General features: G+C 64.2%; 17 protein-coding genes. 3 read left to right on the top strand and 14 right to left on the bottom strand.

All coding sequences use genetic code 11. From position 1 onward, the window contains the following. Positions 1 to 9: 9 nt before the first annotated feature. Entirely contained in the window at positions 10 to 4,455 is a 4,446-nt protein-coding gene (gene mobF / locus AS9A_RS22290) for a MobF family relaxase (RefSeq protein ID WP_013798125.1), read from the top strand. Between the two features lie 25 nt (positions 4,456 to 4,480). Then, positions 4,481 to 5,308 (top strand): hypothetical protein, encoded by an 828-nt coding sequence (locus tag AS9A_RS22285; RefSeq protein WP_013798124.1) that lies wholly within the window; start codon positions 4,481 to 4,483, stop codon positions 5,306 to 5,308. 3 nt (positions 5,309 to 5,311) lie between these two features. On the opposite strand, the gene AS9A_RS22280 is transcribed toward AS9A_RS22285, so the two are convergent. After that, positions 5,312 to 7,045 carry a PDDEXK family nuclease gene (locus tag AS9A_RS22280; RefSeq protein WP_148262665.1) on the bottom strand — a complete coding sequence of 578 codons (1,734 nt, stop codon included), beginning with the start codon at positions 7,043 to 7,045 and terminating at the stop codon, positions 5,312 to 5,314. A gap of 200 nt (positions 7,046 to 7,245) precedes the next feature. Between AS9A_RS22280 and AS9A_RS22275 the strand changes: the two genes are divergently transcribed. Next, the gene (locus AS9A_RS22275) at positions 7,246 to 7,926 is read left to right on the top strand and encodes an RNA polymerase sigma factor (protein WP_013798122.1); all 681 of its coding nucleotides are present in this window, start codon (positions 7,246 to 7,248) and stop codon (positions 7,924 to 7,926) included. Positions 7,927 to 8,091: 165 nt separating this feature from the next. Here the strand turns inward: AS9A_RS22275 and AS9A_RS22270 are convergent, their stop codons facing one another. From AS9A_RS22270 to AS9A_RS22210, 13 genes are all read right to left on the bottom strand, one after another. Beyond that, entirely contained in the window at positions 8,092 to 8,286 is a 195-nt protein-coding gene (locus AS9A_RS22270; protein ID WP_013798121.1) for a hypothetical protein, read from the bottom strand. 105 nt (positions 8,287 to 8,391) lie between these two features. Next, on the bottom strand, positions 8,392 to 8,859 hold the full coding sequence (locus AS9A_RS22265) for a DUF4913 domain-containing protein (RefSeq protein ID WP_013798120.1): 468 nt from the start codon (positions 8,857 to 8,859) through the stop codon (positions 8,392 to 8,394). Positions 8,860 to 8,865: 6 nt separating this feature from the next. Next, on the bottom strand, positions 8,866 to 10,794 hold the full coding sequence (locus AS9A_RS22260) for a type IV secretory system conjugative DNA transfer family protein (protein WP_013798119.1): 1,929 nt from the start codon (positions 10,792 to 10,794) through the stop codon (positions 8,866 to 8,868). 16 nt (positions 10,795 to 10,810) lie between these two features. After that, complete coding sequence (locus tag AS9A_RS22255) at positions 10,811 to 11,353, bottom strand: hypothetical protein (RefSeq protein WP_013798118.1); 543 nt, start codon at positions 11,351 to 11,353, stop codon at positions 10,811 to 10,813. A gap of 88 nt (positions 11,354 to 11,441) precedes the next feature. Further along, positions 11,442 to 13,118, bottom strand: coding sequence for a peptidoglycan DD-metalloendopeptidase family protein (locus AS9A_RS22250; RefSeq protein WP_041452409.1), 1,677 nt, complete (start codon positions 13,116 to 13,118; stop codon positions 11,442 to 11,444). Further along, positions 13,106 to 13,402 carry a hypothetical protein gene (locus AS9A_RS22245; protein WP_013798116.1) on the bottom strand — a complete coding sequence of 99 codons (297 nt, stop codon included), beginning with the start codon at positions 13,400 to 13,402 and terminating at the stop codon, positions 13,106 to 13,108. Before AS9A_RS22245 ends, AS9A_RS22250 begins: the two co-directional genes overlap by 13 nt. Continuing rightward, positions 13,399 to 15,231, bottom strand: a complete 1,833-nt coding sequence (locus AS9A_RS22240; protein ID WP_013798115.1) for an ATP-binding protein — start codon at positions 15,229 to 15,231, stop codon at positions 13,399 to 13,401. The genes AS9A_RS22245 and AS9A_RS22240 overlap by 4 nt, the downstream gene beginning before the upstream one ends. A gap of 17 nt (positions 15,232 to 15,248) precedes the next feature. Next, positions 15,249 to 16,736, bottom strand: a complete 1,488-nt coding sequence (locus AS9A_RS22235) for an SCO6880 family protein (RefSeq protein WP_013798114.1) — start codon at positions 16,734 to 16,736, stop codon at positions 15,249 to 15,251. After that, the gene (locus AS9A_RS22230; protein WP_237707997.1) at positions 16,733 to 18,274 is read right to left on the bottom strand and encodes a hypothetical protein; all 1,542 of its coding nucleotides are present in this window, start codon (positions 18,272 to 18,274) and stop codon (positions 16,733 to 16,735) included. The genes AS9A_RS22235 and AS9A_RS22230 overlap by 4 nt, the downstream gene beginning before the upstream one ends. Further along, positions 18,271 to 19,119, bottom strand: a complete 849-nt coding sequence (locus AS9A_RS22225; RefSeq protein WP_049793983.1) for a hypothetical protein — start codon at positions 19,117 to 19,119, stop codon at positions 18,271 to 18,273. Before AS9A_RS22225 ends, AS9A_RS22230 begins: the two co-directional genes overlap by 4 nt. After that, complete coding sequence (locus AS9A_RS22220; protein ID WP_013798111.1) at positions 19,116 to 19,736, bottom strand: hypothetical protein; 621 nt, start codon at positions 19,734 to 19,736, stop codon at positions 19,116 to 19,118. The genes AS9A_RS22225 and AS9A_RS22220 overlap by 4 nt, the downstream gene beginning before the upstream one ends. Continuing rightward, positions 19,733 to 20,137, bottom strand: a complete 405-nt coding sequence (locus tag AS9A_RS22215; protein WP_013798110.1) for a hypothetical protein — start codon at positions 20,135 to 20,137, stop codon at positions 19,733 to 19,735. The genes AS9A_RS22220 and AS9A_RS22215 overlap by 4 nt, the downstream gene beginning before the upstream one ends. Then, the gene (locus AS9A_RS22210) at positions 20,134 to 20,424 is read right to left on the bottom strand and encodes a hypothetical protein (protein WP_013798109.1); all 291 of its coding nucleotides are present in this window, start codon (positions 20,422 to 20,424) and stop codon (positions 20,134 to 20,136) included. Before AS9A_RS22210 ends, AS9A_RS22215 begins: the two co-directional genes overlap by 4 nt. Positions 20,425 to 20,532 lie beyond the last annotated feature (108 nt).

Raw genomic sequence — 20,532 nt, 5'->3', positions numbered from 1 at the left:
ACTCGCGTGATGACCGTGCATGTCCTCCACGCGGGCGACGGATACTCGTATCTGTCGCGCAGTGTGGCGACCCAGGACGTGCAGCGCGAGGCAGGCCAGTCGCTGGCCAGCTACTACCACGCGGCCGGGACACCACCCGGACGGTGGGCAGGGTCTGGGCTGCGCTCGCTGGCGGAGTACAGCGGTCAGCGCCGCGACGAGCGACTAGTGTCCGGCACCGTCACCGAAGCCCAGATGAAGGCATTGTTCGGGGAAGGGCTGCATCCCAACACCGAGGCCATCACAACGGCGGTGCATGCCGATGCTGTGACGAGACGCGCTCAGCAGCGCGCGGCACGCGAGGAAGTCCGGCAGACCAGGCTGGGCCGCAAGTTCCCTGAGTTCAAGAACGTCTCCGTGCTGCGGGACACGCTCACAGCCGCGGAGCAGCGCTTCACCGAAGACAACGGCCGCGCGCCCACGAAAGACGAACGTCAGCACCTCCACGCCCAGGCTGCGCTCCCCGTTTTCGAGAAGCAGCACGGCCGCCAGCCAGTCAGCAGCGCGGAGCTGTCCTCCTGGATCACCGCGGAAGCGGCGAAGAAGAAGCGCTACCCGGTAGCGGGGTTTGACCTGACGTTCACGCCCGCGAAATCCGTCAGCGTGCTGTGGGCACTCGGCGACGAGAGCGCACGCCGAGCGGTGGAGAAGGCACACCATGACGCGGTCGCTGACGCGATCGGGTTCCTGGAAGATAACGCCGCCTTCACCCGGCGCGGGGACCGCAGCGAGCGGCAGATCAACACCCGCGGGCTGATCATCGCCGCCTACGATCACTACGACACCCGCGCGGGTGATCCCAACCTGCACACCCACTGCGCTGTGTCAGTGAAGGTGCAAGGTGTCGATGGGACGTGGTCCGCGCTCGACACCCGCGCGGTGTTCAAACACGGCGTGGCCGCGTCGCAGCGGTACAACGTCGCCGTGATCGACAACCTCAGACGATCACTGGGCATCAGCACGGTCGAGCGATTCACCGGGCGCGGCAAGCAGCCGGTAATCGAGGTCGCCGGGATAGATGAGCGGCTGTGCCAGTCGTGGTCGACACGCGCGCAGATGATCCAGGACCGCCGCGATGAGCTCGTGCGCGACTACCGTCGCCAGCACGGCTACTCACCCGGCCGGGAAACAGAGTTCCGGCTCCTGCAGCAGGCGAACCTGGAAACCCGGCAGGGCAAAAACGAAGCTAAATCTCTCGCCCAGCACCAGCAGCAGTGGCGCCGCCAGGCCGCAGCCATACTCGGCGGTGAGGCCAGCGTTGAAGCGATGCTCAACCGTGCGCTGCGGCCCGAGCAGAAGCTGGGCGCGCGGGCCTTCCGGGGTGTGGATGCGGAGGCCGCGCTCGCCATCGCTGCCGTGTCGGAGAAACGCGCCACGTGGGCGCGGCCCCACATCGAGGGCGCGGTGGAAGCGCAACTCGCCAGCGTTGTCTTCCCCACCATCGAGCAGCGCCGCGCCATGATCGACGCGGTCGTGACGCGCTCTCTCTACCGCGAATCCGTCACCCTCGAACCACCCGAAACAGTCCCGGTGCCCGACGTGCTGCGCCGCGCTGACGGAAGCTCGCAACTCACCCGGCACGGCGAACAACTGCACACCAGCACTGCGGTCCTCGATGCCGAAGCCCGCCTCATCGGCGCGTGTGGCGAACCGACCACCGCGTTCACCACACGTGCTGACCTTGTGCACGCAATCGACGCGATGAACAGGGCGCCGAACCCGGGACAGCGTGCGCTCGCGGAACACTTCTGTCTTTCCGGCGCGCGCGTCGCCGTCGCCACCGGAGCCGCAGGCGCGGGTAAAACCACCGCCATGAAAGCTGTCGTGGACGCGTGGAACGCCAGCGGCCGTGACGTCATCGCGCTCGCGCCCTCAGCGGCTGCCGCCACCACACTCGGCGAAGAAATCGGCACCGGCGCCAGCACCGTCGCCTCGCTCACCTACCCGTGGCGCGGCCGGATCGACGGTGTCGCCGCCGGGACACTGACCCGCGACATCACACCAGAAACGATGCTGCTCGTCGACGAAGCCGCGATGACCTCACTGCACGACCTCGACGCGCTGCGCGAGATCGCCGAGCGAACAGGTGCCGTCGTACGGCTGCTCGGTGACCCAGCCCAGCTCGACGCGGTCGAGACCAGCGGCACCCTGCGGCTGCTCGCCACCCACACCCACGCCCCGCAACTCACCACCGTGGTGCGCTTCGGTGACGACCAGCAGCAAGCGGTCAACTCGCTCGCCCTGCGGTCCGGGAAACCTGAGGCCATCACCATGTTCGAACAACGAGGCTGGCTGCACGGCGGAGACGGGGACAGCCTCCTCGACGAGGTCGTGCACGCGTACCTGCACGACACTCAGCGCGGACTGACCTCGATCATCATGACCGACACCGTCGCGCTGACACGGGAACTCAACGAACGAATCCAGGACCACCACCGCAACACCCGCCGCGCAGACGCCACCACCACTGTCACACTCGCCGATGAACTCGACGCAGGCCGCGGCGACCGTATCGTCACCCGCGACAACGACCGCGACCTGCGCACCAAAGGCGGTATCCGGCCCGGCTCACGAGTCCTCAACGGGGACCTCTGGACCATCGAGCAAGTACACGCGGACGGCGCACTGACCGTGCGCCACACCGAGCACCGCGGCTCGGTCACCCTCCCCGCCGGCTATGTGCGCCAATCCGTCGAGCTTGGCTACGCCTCGACCGTGCACCGCGGCCAGGGGCTCACCGTCGACACCGGGCATTACCTCACCGTCCCAGGCAGCGCATCACGCCAGTCCGCGTACGTCGGTCTCACCCGCGGCCGCGGCGAGAACCACGCATGGGTCATCACCGACGAGCCGCTCGACGTCGACACCGAGGGCCAGCACATCCGCAACGCCCCCGACAACCGGCTCGCCACACACGCCCAGGTCTCCCCTGGAACCGAAGGACTGCGGCGCATCCTCGCCGCGGACGCCGCTGAACTCTCTGCCACCGAACAGCTGCGCGCAGCGCTGCAAGAAGCCGACAACCCCGAACGCGCACTCAACGCCTACACCACCGCACAGGTCATGCTGCGCGACGCATACCTCGAGCACCTCATCGACACCGCAGTGCCGTCCGCGATCGCCGCGACCATGCGCGAGGAGTCACCGGAAAGCTACACGCGCCTGAAAGCACGCCTCGCCGAGCTCCACGACGCAGGCATCAACACCGCCGCTGCACTCAGCGCCGCCATCCACACACGCGGTCTCGCCACCGCCGGCGACATCGCCGCCGTGGTACGCCACCGCCTCGACACCACCACCACCGCGCCAGCCGGACACGCCGGACCGGCGCCGCTGCCACCCCGGCACCCCGGCACTGACATCGGGCTGGCCGAATACGCCGCCATCATGCGCCGCCGCTACCACCGGCTCACCACCGACAAAAACACCGCAGAAACCCGCGAGCTCTACGACGCGATCCGCGCACACCGGGAACGCCTCTACAGCGACGCCGAACTCAAAGCCGAAATCGCGAAACCAGCCGCCCCATTCCCCTCAGCACACGCGGCGGAAGCGCACCAGCACGCCGCTGACGCACAGAAAGCCGCCGCGCTCGTTGAGGCCCTCACCGAGCGCCAGCACCAATGGCAGCGCTACGACGAAGCCGAAGCCCGCACCCAGTCGGCGCTCGAACACGCCACCCAGCTGCGCCACCAGATCACCGAGCTGCAGCGCCAGCGTGACCAGCTGGGCAGACTCGCCCGCCGCCAGCGCGGCACTCTCGACACCCGGATCGAACAACTCACACACGAACACGACGCGGCCAGTCGCCGCGCCGAACAGCTCCGCGCGGCCGCGGCCGGGCTCACCCCCGATCGGCCGCGGCCCACACCCGGCATGCTCAACCGGGCTCGCCGCGACCGCGATCAGCACGCGGAATTCGCACGCACCGCCAGCGACACCCTGCGCCGCAGACAACACGAATGGACTGTGCAGCAGCAACAGCGCAAACATCGCCTGCATCAAGAGCTGCAGCGCCGAACCACCCTCATCCCGGAACAGAAACAGCGCGAGGACACCATCCGATCGCAGATACGGCAAGAGCGCGCTACCGAACAGGCACGCAAAGCCGCAGCTGCCTACGCTCACTACGACACAGGAAGTCTCCGCCTCGCACTCACCGAGACAAACCGCAAGATCACCGATGCCCGGCGCCAGCTCGATCCCCACAGTCAGCAGCAGCCAGCAAGCACCATCACACAACAACATGACCTGCAGCGCCAGCTCGCAGCCGCGCAACAGCGCGCACAGCTGATGAAAGCAGAACTCGATGCGCGCCGCCGAGACCCCGAACGCGGGCCGCAGCGCTCAGCCAGCACTTCGCGCGTACATGACAATGACCGCGGCCGGGACCGCGGACACGGTATCGACGACTAGATCCACCACAAGGGAAGGAACCATCGTGGCTGACACGACTCGCAGACAGCGGCGCACCCCGCTGCGCCGCCGCGGCCGCATCACCGCCGCAGACCACACGGCAAGCGCACACGCGGAAAAGAAGATCAGCGCAGTCACACGCTTCGTTGACAACGTCGAGCAACGGCGCGTGGCAGGCCAGCACACACCGCAGCCCCGGCCCGCTGAAGACATCACCCGCCAGCTCACCCACCAGCAGCGCGCAGCCGCCCAAGCACTCGCGGCCGCAGCCGCTGCCCGGCACCTGCACGGCAGTGAAACCGAAGAAGCACGCGACTACGCCGCGATCGCGGCCGAGAACGAACGCCGCCTCGCCGAAGAACATGAACGTGCCCACCAGCACGCCCAGGCCGAACAACAACGTGAACGAAACGACCGCATCATCTTCGAAGCCGCAGCCGCGCTCGCCGCGGTTTACACCGCCTCCAAGCTCATCCCCCACACCTCACACGAACTCGATGAGCAAGCACGAGCTGCGTTCACCGACGCGACACCCACCGCGCCCAGCAGCGCCGCCTCGAACGGCGTCAGCCTCACCACCGCAGCGCTGGCCGGGGCAGCGCTTCACCACACCCGGCAAACCATGGGCCAAGTCGCAGGCGACGATCATGTCGAGCCACCCATGACAGACGGAGCAAACCCCGGCCAGATCCCCCACGACATCATCGACGCCCTCACCGCAGCCCAACTCGGCCACCCACGCACCCCCGCCGAAATGCTCAACAAGCAGCCAGAACAACACGCAGAAGCGGGACCAACAGCCGACACTGACTTAGATGTTCCACTCAGCGCCGAACACGGACAAGAAATCTAGTTTCTAGGGTGTCTCGTGGAACTCAGTGTTTACTGGGTACCACCGGTTGATTAGGGTGTCGTCGCTATTCGGGACGAGAGACATCTGGGTGCTCAGGTGAGGTGGTTCTGCGTCGGGAGCGATCGCAGCATCCGTAAAGGTGAACACATAAGATCCGATGTCTATCAAGGCTCCACGGAAGCCGATAGGCAGCTGTTGAGGTATGACGATTGTGATGGGGCCAGGGAGGACGTCTTTCCAATCGACTTCTTTCGTGACTTGGGCGTCGTACTTCGTCCAGTGACTAGTCACTGAGCCTTCCCTCATCACCTTCGCGGCGTACGCAATTTGGCGGCCGGTCTTGGATCTCAGGGTTTCAAGTTCGGGCACGAACACTCTCGACGTGACGCGCTCCTGGATAGTGCTGAGCGCCTCAATCATCGTGTGCAACCACACGCGAGCAGGGTGCGCTTCAGCCGGTGACGGGATGGGGAGTTGTTCAGCCGGTGACGGGATGGGGAGTTGTTCACCGGTTTTGATTCCGTAAGGCCGCTTGACGATCAGGATGTTAGGGCAGTGGAGATGGCGGATAAACGCGGTGAGCGGCAGCATCGCTGCCGGAGAACCCCCCTTCCATTCTTTGAGAGAGAAGGTCCAGTCAGTCGTGGTGGTTCCGTACCTGACTCGGAGTTCATGCGTAAGCAATCCCGTCGGGTCTTTCAGCGCCCGCCGCCTGCCAGTGCCGCTCAAGCTCTGCGTCGTCTCAACAACCGTGAAGTTGACCCCGGCGAGGGGAAGACTGGATGGTTTGACAATCTCGAGTCTTACTTCGGTCGGTTCCTGATCACGGTGAGGAGTGAGTGGGAGTGAAGTAATTTGGCCTCTGCTGTAACAGCCTCCGAGCCCGCCAGGAGCATCCGAAACGATGTCTATCGCATCGGCATCGACAAGGGGAGTTCCGTATTCGATGAAGTCCTCAAGCTTTTCGTGTTCCCTCGTGCCAGCCTTAGCTGTGAGCGTCAGGTTCAGAGTTACTGGACGTAGGTTCGCGGATTCGTCCATTCGGGCGAAAACGTGTACTGCCGTCCACTGACCCGGATTACCGCGAATGTCGGAAAAAACTAGTCCGGCTGCATGTCTACGTGGTGGTTCTTGAGTCTGCGCCGTCTGAAGCTCGTAGGAGTACAAGGGGTCACAGGCGTTCAGCGTGTCGGCCAGGGCCTGGATGCGCTCCATCGAAGCGCCTGGCGATGCGCCAACACCAGGTGCGCCCAGGAGCGTAGCCATCCGATACAGTGCGGTTTCCGCGCGCTCACGGCCATTACCGACGAAGTAGTCGACCACATCGGGGTACTTGCTTGCAAGACCTTCGAGGAAGTCTCGACCTGCCCACCGAGCCTTGAAGGAGTCGTTAGCGGTGAGGTCGGTAAACCACTGATCGTTGTTGGGCGTCATCGACGATGGGAACGCGACTACCAACTCGGAAACTGCGAGGCCGGTCTCCGAGACTGTTTTGCGCAACCGTTCAACAGACTTTTTGATCTGGCTCCGCTCGCTGGTATCGATGGTGTCGGAGAACTTCTTGACCTGATAAATGGTGAAGCTGCTTCGGCCGGGCTCGTCTGGGACTCGAATATCTATCCCGCCGTCACCCTGACCGGGCTTGATCCGCTGCGCATGCGGATACTCGCGGCACAACAGGATGGAAACGAACTCCTCCACCTCGTCGCCGCTCATAGGCGACCACGACACGCGCATGAGTTACCCCTCGTCGGAAGTGACGGACTACACCTTCAATCTAGCCGTGCTCGTGCCTGCTTCCGGTAACAGCCAGGGCCCAGGCTCCGAGTGAGACGCGATGTTCCCACAAAATTTTTGCAACACGTCGAACCTATACCTGTATATAACCCGTAAAGGGCTTTACACGACTTCTTCTACACGCGAGGGATGGCATTGGTATGGAACGGCTCATCGATGATCGGGGGAGGCTGACGGTCGCGGGACAACGGTTGGCAGCCGAACTCTACGACCCCGCAGTGGGGACTATCAAAACGTGGTTGGCCGAGGGTATCGCCGGGGAAATGGCAAGCTTTGGCATGCTCCCATCCGCTGTGGTCGAAGCTGCTCAGAGTAACTACGACGTGCGAAACGACATTGCCCTCGATGTATTCGTCTCGGCGTTGCCGAGCTTCATGCGATATCTCGATAGCGGGAAGTACAGCGAAAGCGGTCCCGCCACTGTTCAGACCTTCTTCATTGGCGCATGCAGGAACATCCTTGCCGCAGTCGTGGAACGGCGCCACAAGAGCCTTCCCTTCGAGTACTCGCGTGCTGACATGCTCGAATGGGTGAAGGAGATAACTCATCTCGAGGGTGCGGACTATCGCTGGATACATAAGCTGCTCCAGCTTGCCCCGCATGATCTCAGCTCAGTCCTTATGCTGGTTGTCCGGGAAGGGATCAGTTTCAACGAAGCCGCACAACGACTGGGTAAGAAGCCCGCAACGATGCGTTCCCACCTTCATCGGTACCGAGGAAAGCTGGCCTACCTGCATTTCTCCGGGAAGATTGACATTCCGGAAACAACCGAGCTTGGCCAATGGGCACGACTCCAAGCCGCAAAAGGCGGCACGGCGTGAACACCCTCATATGGATCTGCGCGATCTGCTGGATTCCAATTGTCCTGGCAACCGTGTATGCCGTAGCCCATCCGGATGCCCAGCGCAGAAAAAACGCCCATCGTGTCCTTGCCACGCTCACCCACTCAATCAGGAGGCAGGACTCAGCCGGTGCAGAGAAAACGCCTAGTAGCTGTGACTGTCCGCGCCATCGTTAGCCCTCGTGTTCTGCACCGTCACCGCGATTGTGTGGGGAAGTGTCGGGTTTCCCAAGTTATCCTCCGCGACCACCTCAACCAGAGCTTCATCGCTCGCCCCTGCAAATCGAACATTGGCAATGAAGTCGGCGAGCGCACCGACAGTCAGATTCTCGACTCCCACGGAGACAGTGATGCAGGCATGACTCCATCCTAGGGTGTGCTGCCACTGAGGATTTGAAGTGTCATCACACTCAGCCCAATGCTTCCGCTAGGCCGCGCACGCGGATCAGCGCCCGTTGATGGTTGACAGTAGGTGCGGTGGTACTGGTTGTGCGGGTAGGTGGGGGTGTCCGAGGAATTCGCCGCTGCGGGTGGCGTCGGACATGGGTCCGGTTTCGGGGTCGAGGATGACTCGCAGGTGTGGTTCGAGGTGGTTGATCCACCAGGAGGACATGGCGGTCATGTCGTCGGAGGCTCGGGCTGCTTCCCATGCTTGGTGCAGTGCAGTGAGGCGGGCGACGACTTCGGGGTAGTGCCACCAGCGAGCGTCCCAGGACAGTCCGGATCCGGCTCCGTCGACGATTTTGCGGCGGATGAGTTTGAGGAAGTAGCCGTGGACCCAGTCCACGACGGTCGGGAACTGGGGGACGAACTCGCGCTCGCCACCGGCTGTGTCCTCGGTTGGAGTTTCGTGGCGGTATGCGGGTGGTTCGGGGTCGGTGAATTCGTTGCTGAACACGTCGTCGTCGAACATCTGCTGTCAGGCTTTCTGGGAGTGGTCGAAGAATTGTGAGGTGGCGAGTGCTTCGTACTCGCTGTCCACAGCGGTGCGGGGGGTTTGCGTCCGCTGGTTGGGTTTCGGCGGGAGCAGTGCGTTCGTGTCGGCTGTCTGTTTGGAGGCGGTGACGGCGTGTTTGTGTTTGCTTTCGAACCAGAAGTCTTTCTTCACGAGCAGGGGTTTTGACCCGCCGATCTTGACGATGGCGCGGGTGCGCGGGAGCGCTTCGAGGTCGGAGACGTCCATGATTCGTTCGCGCTGCCAGGATCGCTGTGAGGACCCTCCGGTGCCGTTGCGGAGACTGGTTGACACGGACATGGATTCGGTTTCGACGTAGTGGTCCCCGATCGAGGCGGAGAGGTCGCCGAGGTATTTTTTGTCGTCGACGTTGCCGCCGTACCAGGTGAGGTTCGCGGCGTCGCTGAGCAGTTTCGCGCCTGCTTCTCCCCACACATCGACTGCTTGTGAGGGTGATTGGAGGATGGTGATCGCGTTGATGCCTTGTGACCCGAAGTAGCTGTACCACTTTGGCAGTTCGCGCAGGCGGCAGACGTTTGCGGCTTCGTCAAGCACGGCGAGCAGCGGCAGTGGCATGCGTTTGTTCGGCTGGGTGCGGCCGTAGAGTTTCGCTTCGATGAAGACCGCACCGATCAGTGCGGTGCCGATAGCGGCTGCGCTGCCGGGGCCTTCCTCGGAGAGCGCGTAGATGGTGTCGGTGCTTCTGACGAACCGGGCGATGTTGAGTTCGGGCAGGTTGTGGACGTGGTTACCGTCGCTGACGGTGATTTTCCCGTTTTCGTCGAGGCTGATTTTTTTGCGCTGGTTGGGGACCACCGCGGCGGCGAAGCGCGGCTCGTCCAGTGGTGTCAGGTAGCGGCGGGCCATGCCGTAGAAGCCGTCGCGCTGGCGTGAGTTGATGCGCTGGCGCGCTCTCATGGATTCGGCGAGGTCGTGGTAGCCGTTTTCGTCGAGTATGGTCGGCGCGACTTGTGACTGGATGTTGCGCAGCCACGAGGTCACGTGCAGCAGGTCCCCGCCGGCCATTGCCGCGGCGAGGATGTAGGCGCCGAAGAGGTCGCGGGATTCGGGGTCGAAGTAGGCGTCGGGGCGGGAGCCGGGTTCGATCGCGGCGGAGACGAAGCAATCCATGACGTGTTTGGCGGTGGGCAGGTCACCGACACCGCGCAGCGGGTTGAACCAGAACAGTGCGCGCTGCTGCTGGTTCCCGGTGACGACGCCCTGCAGGTCGAGCAGCCACACCGTGCCGTGCTGGCGGCGTATTCCCTGGGTGTCGGTGAAGATGTCGGGCTTGTTCGAGGTGGCGATCACCGCGCCGGGGGCTGCCACGATCGCAGGCACACATAAACCGGCTGTTTTACCCATGCGGGTACCGGCGTAGGCGAGTGCTACCCATTCCCACATCATTCGCAGGACGCGGTTCGCGACGACGGTGGTGCCCACGGGGACGCCGAGGAAGCCGGGGTGATTGTCAGGGACTTCGGGGGCGAGTTTCCGGGTCGTCGCGGCCTGGAACCGGGGGTCGGTCTCGGGCACGTCGTGCGGATTGATCATCGAGGTCCGGGCGAGACTGTCCAGTCGTTTCTCCACCCGGCGGCGCCGCATTTTCTCCGCGATCCCGGTGTGTTTGGCGATCACCGCCGCGGCAACGAGGAGCCCGAGTATCGCGAGCCCGACCGCGGCGAGGTAGCCGGTCGCGGCAGCGGGCCATGAGGTTTTGCCGAGGAACAGCAGCACGATCAGCCCGAGCGGGTTCCAGTCAGCTTCTCCCCCGCCGAGCTTGTATGCGGTGCTCATTACGCAGAGTGTGGCGATAACGGCGAGCACGATCAGGAACACCTTCGTGCTGCCACTGCCGGTGCCGGGCCGGTCGCGGCGAACTCGAGACGTCATGGTTCAGGGGTTCCTTTCAGCTGTGGAATCGGTAACTGGTCAGGCGCCAGCCGTCACTGGCTTCTGTGAGCGTGGTGCGCCATGTTCCTGGGGTGAGCGGAGTCGACTGCCCGGAGGTGTGCAGGACAGTCTGGGTGCACTCCACATCGACCACCACGGTGCGGGCACCTTCGGGCACTGCGACACCATCAGGCGCGGTGTCGCAGCGCGCGGTCACCACGTCGATGGATTGTTTCCACGCCTCCCAGCGGGGGTCTGGGCGGACCTCGCTGTCCGCGTTCGGTGTGAGTGCGGCATCGAGCAGTTCGCCGCTTAGCCACTGTTGCGCGCGCCGCAGCGCATCGGTTTTGCTGGTGTCGGTGGCTGGCTGCCACGACAGGATCGTCTGCATCGCGGCTCTCGCGACCGGCTGCGGTGACGCCTCAACGGGGTTGATCTCGACGTGTGCGTCCGTCCCTTCCGGGATCGGCTCGTCAGCGGGCTCTGAGCGGCCGCACGCCGCGGTGACCGCGATGAGTCCGATCAGGACCGCGGCCTGGCCCTGGTGCTTTCTCAGCATCCTGTACCCCTTCTTCTCTCGTAGCGTTGGCTAGCTTCCTGTCTCAGCTAGCGTTGTAGCGCTTCTGTGTCTGGTAGCGCTCGTGTTGTTAGTTCATTGCCCGGTACTTCGGTTCCGCGGCGAGGATTTTGTCTGCGTACGGCCGTGTTTCGGTGGTGTGCTGCCCGCCTGTGGGGAATCCGCCGGCGGACAGGACGGCGCCTTCTCCGGCGTTGTAGCCCGCGAGGTACAGCTCGGCTGCCCCGTTCGGGGCGCGGACGCGGCCTTCTGTGATCGCGGCGTCGATGGTCTGCGCGATGTGGCACATGTAGCGGCCCTGTGCCATTACCGAGTCGGGGATGGCGTTGACGTTGCCGGAGCCGGGTGGCCCGGTGGGGTTGCCGTTGTCGTCGACGGTGCGGCCCCAGCTCGCCCAGGTGGTGGGGATGAACTGGGCGGGGCCCTGCGCGGCCGCGGAGGAGACGGCGTGGGTGCGGAATCCGCTTTCCGCCTCGATCTGCGCGGCAAGCAGAGACGGCCTGATCTGTGGGCACCTTGATCCGGCGCGGGTGATCCACGGCGCGAACTCTGGTGGTACGGATCCGTCCGCGAGGTGGTCCCCAAGCCCGTCACCGCTGATGACGCAGTCGATCGGGGCCATCGGGTCGTAGCTTCCGGTGCGGCCGGGAGCGTGTCCCCAGTCCATCGCGGTGTCATCGAATCCGCCGCCGCGGACGGTGACGTGCACGTGGTCGAAGTGGTTTTCAGTCTCCGACCCCCGGTCTTCCATCAAGGAGGGGGCCTGGCCGGGCTTGATGTACATTTGCCGCCAGATCACGTAGTCCACGTCGAAGAAGCCGGCGTTGGACAGGACATAGTCTGTGACCTCGTCACCGAGAGCGACACCAGCGCCGGACGAGTAGTTCGGGATCATGACGTCAATGGCCTGACCACTCGGGTGATCGGGGAAGGGATCGTGCGGGCGCCACCCGCCGATCGTGTCGATCCGGTCCCCGAATTTGGCGTGGACGGCGCGCATCAGCCGTTTTGTGTTGACCTGAAGGTTCGCTTCCGAACCGACTGACGCGGGGACGGGACGGGAGAGATCACCGAGCGGTGTGACCGCTGCGGCCGGGCTCGGTCTGGTCCCGGTGTCCGCGGCGAGCTGGCTGAGGTCCTCTCGGGGCCGGGCGAGTTGTTCACCGGGCGCTGGTGCTGCCATGTATTGCGGGTAGGGGTCGACGGCGGTGCCGCCGTGTCCGCCCTGCCAGATTTCGAAGTGCAGGTGCGGGCCTGTGGTGATGCCGCGGTTGCCCATCGTGGCGATCTGCTGGCCTGCCCGGACCTGCTGGCCCACCTGCACGGAAAAGGCGTCGATGTGCCCGTACACGGTGGAGACAAGCTGGCCGTTCATGTGGTGATCGAGTACTATCCACAGCCCGAATCCTTGCGCGCCGCCCGCGTGGCGCACGACCCCGTCCGCGGCCGCGTAGATGGGTGTGCCGACCGGGCCTGCGAGGTCGATGCCCTGGTGCATCGTTCCCCAGCGCATCCCGAATCCCGAGGTGAACAAGACGTCATCAGGTTTGACGGGTTTGATGAACGATCCCGGTGGCGCGATGAGGTCACCCCCGCCGCCGGGAATCATCCGGCTGCCGGGAAGGCAATCGGTGGCGGCGCGGTCTTCTTCGTCCTGAAACACCGTCGCGAAGAGTATGAACAGCAGCAGCGGGATGAGCGCAAACGTGCCCAGTGCGACGAGGTTGCGGCTGTTCACTGAAGCCACCTGGTCTCGAACTGCTGCTGCAGGCGGCGATTGAGGTGCATGGCGGCTTCAAGGCGGGCGCGCAGATCGATCACTTCGTCCCACGCTGCGCGGGGCCGCCGTCCGGAGCGGTTCACCCACGTGCGGACTGCCTGTTCGGACACGTCGATCTGTTCAGCTACCGCTCGGCATGCTGCCGTGAACGAGGTGCCGCGCTTGATCTGCGCGACAACCGTTTCCACAGCGGCCTGCTTGGTGTCCTCATCGAGGAGGCGATACCGGCGCTTCGGTTTTTCCGCTGTCACCGCACCAGCACCGCCTCCCCTTCCACAGAGAAGGCTTCTGCTTCCTTGTTCGCTGCGTTGAGACGGACATCGGTGTCGTGAATGCCTGATGCTCGTTCAGACGGGGTCATCCACGTCCGGAAAGGGATACCAGGGCGGCGGCCTTCACCAAGCTTCAGCAAGAAATGTCCGGTACCGGCGGCAGTGATTTTCGGGACTTCCTCTCCACCGCCGTCGTTCGCCCTTTTCTGCCGCTTCGCGGCTTTCTGATCTACGAGCCGGTTCTGATCAGCTTCGTCGCTCCAGCCGATCACCATGTCCTTCTCGCGCTCGGAGAACGACAGCACCTTAGCCAGGCGCTCCACCTCGCCGCGCGGGACAGGCCCGATGATCCGGGCACGCGAGCGCTCCACGAAGCCGAGCGCGCCTGCTTCTTCCATCTCCGCGATGCTGTGCGTGACCGCAGTGATCGCGACACCGTACACACGCTGCAGTCGTTGCACTGCGTCGATCCGCCCGACCATCATGGGGCCGACTTTGATGACCTGCCACAGCTCATCCAGCACGACGTGGAAAGCAAGATTGGGGCCGAGCCCGCTGTCAGCAATTACGTGGGCGGCCTCAATCGTGGCGAAAGCCTCCGACCAGCCAGCCAGCAGCGCGGCCGCGCGCATTGTTTCATCACCGGGAGGGATCGACGACATATCAAGACAAATGGAGGGCCTGTCCACGTTCAGATGGACGGTGTCGGTGCCATTGAAAACCTCACCGAACCGGCCCTTCACCAGCGCGCGCAGCGACCGCAGCAGCGGTTTTACCTGAGACCGGTACTCCTCGGCAGTGTCTGCCACAGCATCAGCGAGCAGCTCCTCATGGCCGTTGTTAACCAGCTCGATCAGATCAGACACAATGGCAGGCCGGTCAGGGCCAAACCCGTGGCCGCCATCCGCGGCGGGCGTATAGAGCAGCCGGATAGCAGATGCGAGCAATGTTTGTTCGTAATCCTCAAGGGGGCGGTGGCGGACGATCTCAAGCAGGCCCGCCACCACATTCAGCTGCCGAGCGGCCAGCGCGAACTCTGTCTGGCGGATGCGCAGCTCGCGTTCTGTGCGAGCCTCATCGGGCAGCGTGGGCAGTGACTCGCGCAGTTTCACCAGTGCTTCGCCGATCGGCCCCGGTGCCAGCGGGTTGATTGAGCCGATCCCATATCCAACGGGAAGTACCTCCCCACCGACTCGTTCACTGAGCACCTTCCCGTCTGGCTTCACATCCCCCGGCCAGATCACACGCACGCCCGCAGCGATGTCTCCGAGCGTGATCCGGCGCAGCAGCGTCGATTTCCCGAAACCGTTCAGCGCGATGATGAAACAGCTCGGTGCCGTCATCGCTTTCAATTTCCACGCATTGAGCGGGTCAAAGCACACCGGAGCTCCTGTTGCGAGGTGATGCCCCAGCGGTGTGCCGAGAATGGGGGAATCGGCGCCTACCGACCATGGGTACAGGCCCGCGGCCTGAACGGTCGTGCCGCGGTACTCCACGGGAGGCACCACCGTGGCTTGCCGTCCCCCTCCCAGGCCCGCGAACCCGCGCTGGTCGAGCGGACGTACCCCGCGGTCTGAGCTGTCAGCGCGGGATTTCTCCAGGCGGGCCGCCATCGCGCGGCGGCGGTGCTGACGTAAAACTTGCAGCTCCAGCCACTGCTTTTTCGGGCCGGTCGCTTCGTGTGCGCGCGCTTCCAGGTCTTTCAGGTCCTCGTCGGAGAGAAAACCGATCTTGCTCGCCTGGGCGTGCGCGCCACGTGGTCTGCCTGCCTGCTTCCGACTGCTGGGTTTCTTCGTGGTTCTCGTCATCTCTGCTGCACCACCTGTTAGCCCGCGAGGAACTTCGGGATCGTGGAGTGTTCTGGCGGGATCACCCCGACCCCGAGAGATGCCGCGAAAGCGGGCGCTTGCCAGCAAAAGCTGCGGCGCACCGCGAGTGAGCACTGCTTGGAGAGGTCACGCACGATTTCGTCGACGCGCGGTACGTCCGCGTCCTCGTGCGGCTGCGTCACCGTGATCAGAATCCCGAAGCGCGTCAGCCCATGTCCGCGGGCCTTCTCGATACGGGCCTGCTCTGTTGATGCCACGTCCAGCTCAGCCTGGGCTGACGCAATACCCCGCGCAGACGACCGCGCCGTCAGCGCGTCTTTGTAGTCTTTGTCGACAAGCTCGGCCGCGTCGCCGGCCGAGTGCGGCCGATAGATAAGCGCGACGCGCTTTATCGGCAGTCGTGAATCCGGTTGCAGCAGTTGATACAGCACGTCCTCGGTGACGGCATCCTTTGGGGCCTCCCGCATTTCCCACGTCACCGACACCGCGCCGTCATGGAGCAGACGGTCGCGCTCCTCAATCTGGGTGCGTGGCCCCGCGTCGGCCCATGCCACACCTGTGCCCGCCTCGGAATACAGGCCCGTTTCGATATCACCGAGCGCGCCCGGCTCATACGATCGCCTCACAAACGCGGCGATGTCTTCGGCTGGCATCGGCGTACAGGGCACACCAGCACGCGCCGCCATCCCGGTCAGGCCGCCGAGGCGACGACCGATTTCAACTGCCTGCTCCAGCGGATCAGCGCGCCGCTCCTCTGTCTGTGCGACAAACGTGACCGCTATCCGTGCGGTCAGGCGCACCCCGCCGCTGATCAGACCTGTCGCCAGTTCGTACATCGAATCGCGTGCCAGCTGCGGCGCGTCAACGCGCACGTTCGCTGCGACCGTCTCGTAAAGCTCGATCCCCGTCTCGGGCAGCGTTTCAACGACCGCGACGAGAGCGGCGATATCACCGTCACTGCCCGCTGCAGAAAGCAGCCGCGCCCACTGCCCCACGGCGTTGTCGATTGTCGCTTGATCGAACGCCTCCGCTCCTTGCGGAAATGCCTCCAGCACGATCGTCGATAGGTGCTTATCGGGCATGTGAATCATCCCGAACCTGCGGTTCTGATCATCCACACCCTCGACGAGTTCTGTATCAGCCAAAACGCCGGGAAGCCGGTAACGGCCACCCGGAATCCGTGAGAACGGGCCGCTGGAATAAACATGCTCGCCGCGGCGGCTAGCCCGCCAGAATTGCCAGCGCATCAGTAACCTTTCGTAACCTGACCGGCCGTCGTGCACCACGAGCAGCGGCGCGATCACTATCGCCGAAAGCAGCCCGCCGGCCACCGTGACGAGGAAGCCGAAAATCAGACCTGCCAGAAACCAGAAAACAAACGCGGCCAGCACAACCATCGTTGTGCCGAACGTGGCGCCCCACACGCCCGCTGACCGCGGTTTACGCCACCCGCCGTAGGTCAGGAAAGCCGGTGTTTCGCTCACCGCCGGAACCCTCCCGTGTTAGGGCGCGGCATGCGCGCGCCAGTAGCCACGACCGGACGCGAGGACTGGGTACGCTCACCACGACCGCCTTGCGTCTGCGGCGCCCCAGAAGGAGCCCCGCCACTGCGCACCCGGCCGCCGCCATCCCGGCCACCAGACGGGCTCCCGCCCGGCCGCGAGCTACCCCCACCAGCGGTGCCCCCTCCCCAGCCGCCGCCTCCGCGGCCGAAACCAGCAGGAGCACCACCGCCGCCACCACCTGGAGGAGGCGACGGCGGACTATTCGGGGCTCCACCGCCTCGGCCACCCCCAGGCCCGCCGCCGGACATGCCTCGTCCAGCGGACATCGCCGCAGAACCACCCTTCGTGGCAATCAGCTTCCCGGCCGCAGCACCGGCCGCGACCACTCCCGCAGCAGCAGCAAGACCGCTGCCCCCACCGCCCAGAGTCGACAGCGCTGGGACAATCAGCCGCATCAAGGCTGGCAGCACAAGCGCGACCGAGGCCAGCAGAATCGCACCGGCCACAGCCGTGAACGGCCCGCCCGAATCTTCGTTTGACGGCGCGGATTTCATGAACAACAGCGCCGCCACACCGATCACGAACGCGCCTACTGGTTTGATCAGCAGGAAGGCAATAATCCAGGCGATCAGCTTGTCAAACGCCTGGCTGCCCACACGTGTACCGCCCGCCGCGCCCGCGATCGGCAGCGCCGCAGCCGCCAGCACCAGGATGCCGCTGCGGAAGATCATCACCAGCAGCATCGCGATCCCGCCGAGAATCCCGATGAACCCGATCACGAACAGGATCGCTGTGCCACCTGGATACAACGCGATCTGCACCATCGCCTCAACCAGAGCCTTCGGGTCACTGCCGACCGTGCCCTCCACGAACCAGCGGGCGATACCATCTGTCATCCGCATCGCAGCAGTGACCACCGCAGTGGTCACACCCGCCGCCAGCGTTGCGCGCACCATCTGCTTGAAGCCTTCTTCACCGACATCGCGCAGCGCACCAGACCGCGCGAGCGCCAGTCGCCCGCCAAGCACAATCAGCGACAAAGCAAGGCACGCTAGCTGCACCTTGTACGTGTAGTCCGCGATCTCGGATAGAACGTTGCGGAACGTCTGCTCTTCCAGCTCAGGAACGTGAATCCACAGCCCGATACCCCACTCGAGAAACGTTGCGCCTGCCTCACCAAACGACAAAGCCATGTCCTCGAACGCACCCGACGCGGCACGCTTCGCGACCTCTTCCGCTCCCTCTAATGCTCGGCCGCCTGCCGTTCCAGCGCTCTCCAGGCAGTTCGAGCCGATGTTGTTCTCAACCCCAATCCTGTCGAGAGTTCTTCCGAATGTGTTAAGCCCGACGTTCACACCGGGATGGCATGTGACCAGTCCTGCGAGTGCTTCAGCACCTGATTGACCGACTTCCGGCTCATCATCAGCTTCCTGTGCAAACGTTGCAGCCGCGCTCCCGACAAGCAGCGCCAGAGTGAGCACGAAGATGCCCACGATCCGCCAAACGCTGGCGGTCACCACCACTGTGACCACCCCTCCAGCGAATCCGCCCAGTCAGTCTTGAATGTTTCCGGGCCGCGGATCTTCACGATCCAGCCAGTGCCGTCACGCCAGACCAGGTCCATCCAGCCGATCAGATTGCCTGTTTCACCATTTGGTGCCCGCAGACGCACGCCATGAGACACCCGGCTGAGGTCGTCGTGATACTCCACCCGCAGAAACTCCGGAGCAATCTGCGACCGGCCATTCTCAGCCGCACCTTCACCCCCTTGGGCGTTGAGCATCACGATTTGCTGCAAAAAGCCTTCGTCGTCCTCGACCAGGCCAGCCTCTTTCATGAGGCTGATCCGGTCGTTACCGGTACTGAGGAAGGCGAGATAATGTGTTGCTGCAAGGCCCGCGCCTTGGGGAGTGCGGGAAAATCCGGTGGCGACGCCGTTTTCCGTGAAGCCGGTAGGCCCGTCTGTGGTGCTGAACGGGAGAACCAGGTTGCCGTGCACCACCTGGAGGACGATGCCACCAGGAGCGTCGGATTCTGCCCGCACCGAGGGTGGGGCCACCTGAGTCAGAAGTGCGCCACGATCGTCAACTGGCGTGTAGACCGGCCTGCCCAAATCATCAAAGAACGGATCGTCTCTAAACTTTTCCGCTGGCGGGGTTGCGTCTTCGCCGGTAGCGGGCGCTGTGGGTCCGGCGAGTGGTTCATCCCCGCCTTTGACGATGATCCAGATGCTGACAATCGCGCCCATCGCGATGATGACAGCGACGATCGCGATCGCGATCGTTGTTTTCGTTGAGGTCGGCTCGACCGTTTTCTCCGGGCGATCCGTCGCGTCGGGTTTCTTCTGGCCGCGCCACATCATTTGCTGGCCTCCTCTTTCAGGCGCACGGTGTCGTCAGGGATCGCGTCGAGCACTGTCGCCGTCCGGTCTTCACCTGGCCCTGGAAGTTCCAGCTGCCAGTCCTCTCCGTTCCACACCACGACAACTCGGTTCGCGCCGAGTGAGTCATCCGGGTATCGCTGCACCACGTTGATCTCGGCGAGAGCAGGCTCATAGGACCGCCACTGGTAGCCAATGATTTCCGGTGCTGCGCCGGGATCGACCATGTCTGTGATGGATATGAGCGCTCTGTGAGCGGCGTAGAAATCTCGTCCTTCACCAGGCGCGGCCACCGTGGACAGGATCTTCGTCCACTGTGAATCCACGGCCGTGGAAAGCTGCACCGATTGAGTGATCGCCGCCAGCGCTGCGCCCTGTGGCGTGTGCGTGAACCCGGTGAACGGCTGGTAGGGGCCGCTGGCTGGTCCATCTTCTGCCCCGAAAGGCACGTTGATCCCCTGCACGTCCTGCCACAACGCAATGACCGGAGGGTTATCGAGTCCAGAGCTATTCTCTGAGACTTCATCCTGAGGGGCTGAGCCGCATGCAGCCACACCCACGCACAGGACTGCAGCCATTGCGATCAGTCGTGCTCTCATCGTCCGCCTTCCCCACCGCCGACTCCGCCGCTGCCGGGTTCGCCGCCGTATTCATCGCTGATCTGATTGACCAGGCACTGCCGGTGTTCTCGCGTCGCGGTTTCCTGGCACTTTCCCGCAGGGGCAGACGCCTGTGGCCCGTAAGCCGAGGTCAGAAGCAGCGTCGCTATCGGCAGTGCGGCCGAGGCAGCAATGATCCAGCCCGCAAGTGCGGCAAGCAGTTCCGCTGTGGTTGGCGTTTCCACACCGGGATTGTGCCGACGGTCCCAGGCCCAGCGGCCGCCCACGAAGATGACCTTCGCGACAGCCGCCGCGCCGACAAGCCCTGCTGCCCACCCCAGGAGCAGGTTGATGTCGCCGACCACTGAGTCCGGCAGTTCCGCCGCCGCGAGGACAATCATGCGACGACCGCGTTGAGAATCTGGTTAGCCGAGTACGCGATGACTGCGCCGATGAGCGCCCACACCATGCCCTGGCCCGCTTCACCGCGGCCAGTCATGTATTTCTCCCAGGCAAATTTGCCGCCACCGTAAATCAGCGCGGCGACGCATGCGAGGACAACCGCCCACAACAGCCAGTTCACGATCCGGATGAACCCGTTCGCGCCCGGAGGCATCTCCGGGACGATGTTGAACTCCAAAGCGAGGTGACTCACCGTTGCAGCCTGAGCGAGTGTTTCGACAACCATGGGGTCATTCCTTTCGTGACAAGCAAAGAGGTGAAGGATTAGGCAGTGCCTGAAACTGGCGGCGCGGACTTCGCCGCGGCGCGGGAGCACAGCCGGTACGTGCCCGGC

The organism is Hoyosella subflava DQS3-9A1 (genome assembly GCF_000214175.1).
GTDB lineage: Bacteria > Actinomycetota > Actinomycetes > Mycobacteriales > Mycobacteriaceae > Hoyosella > Hoyosella subflava.
Note: the sequence above shows the minus strand (reverse complement) of the source record. Positions and strands in the feature narration are given on the sequence as shown.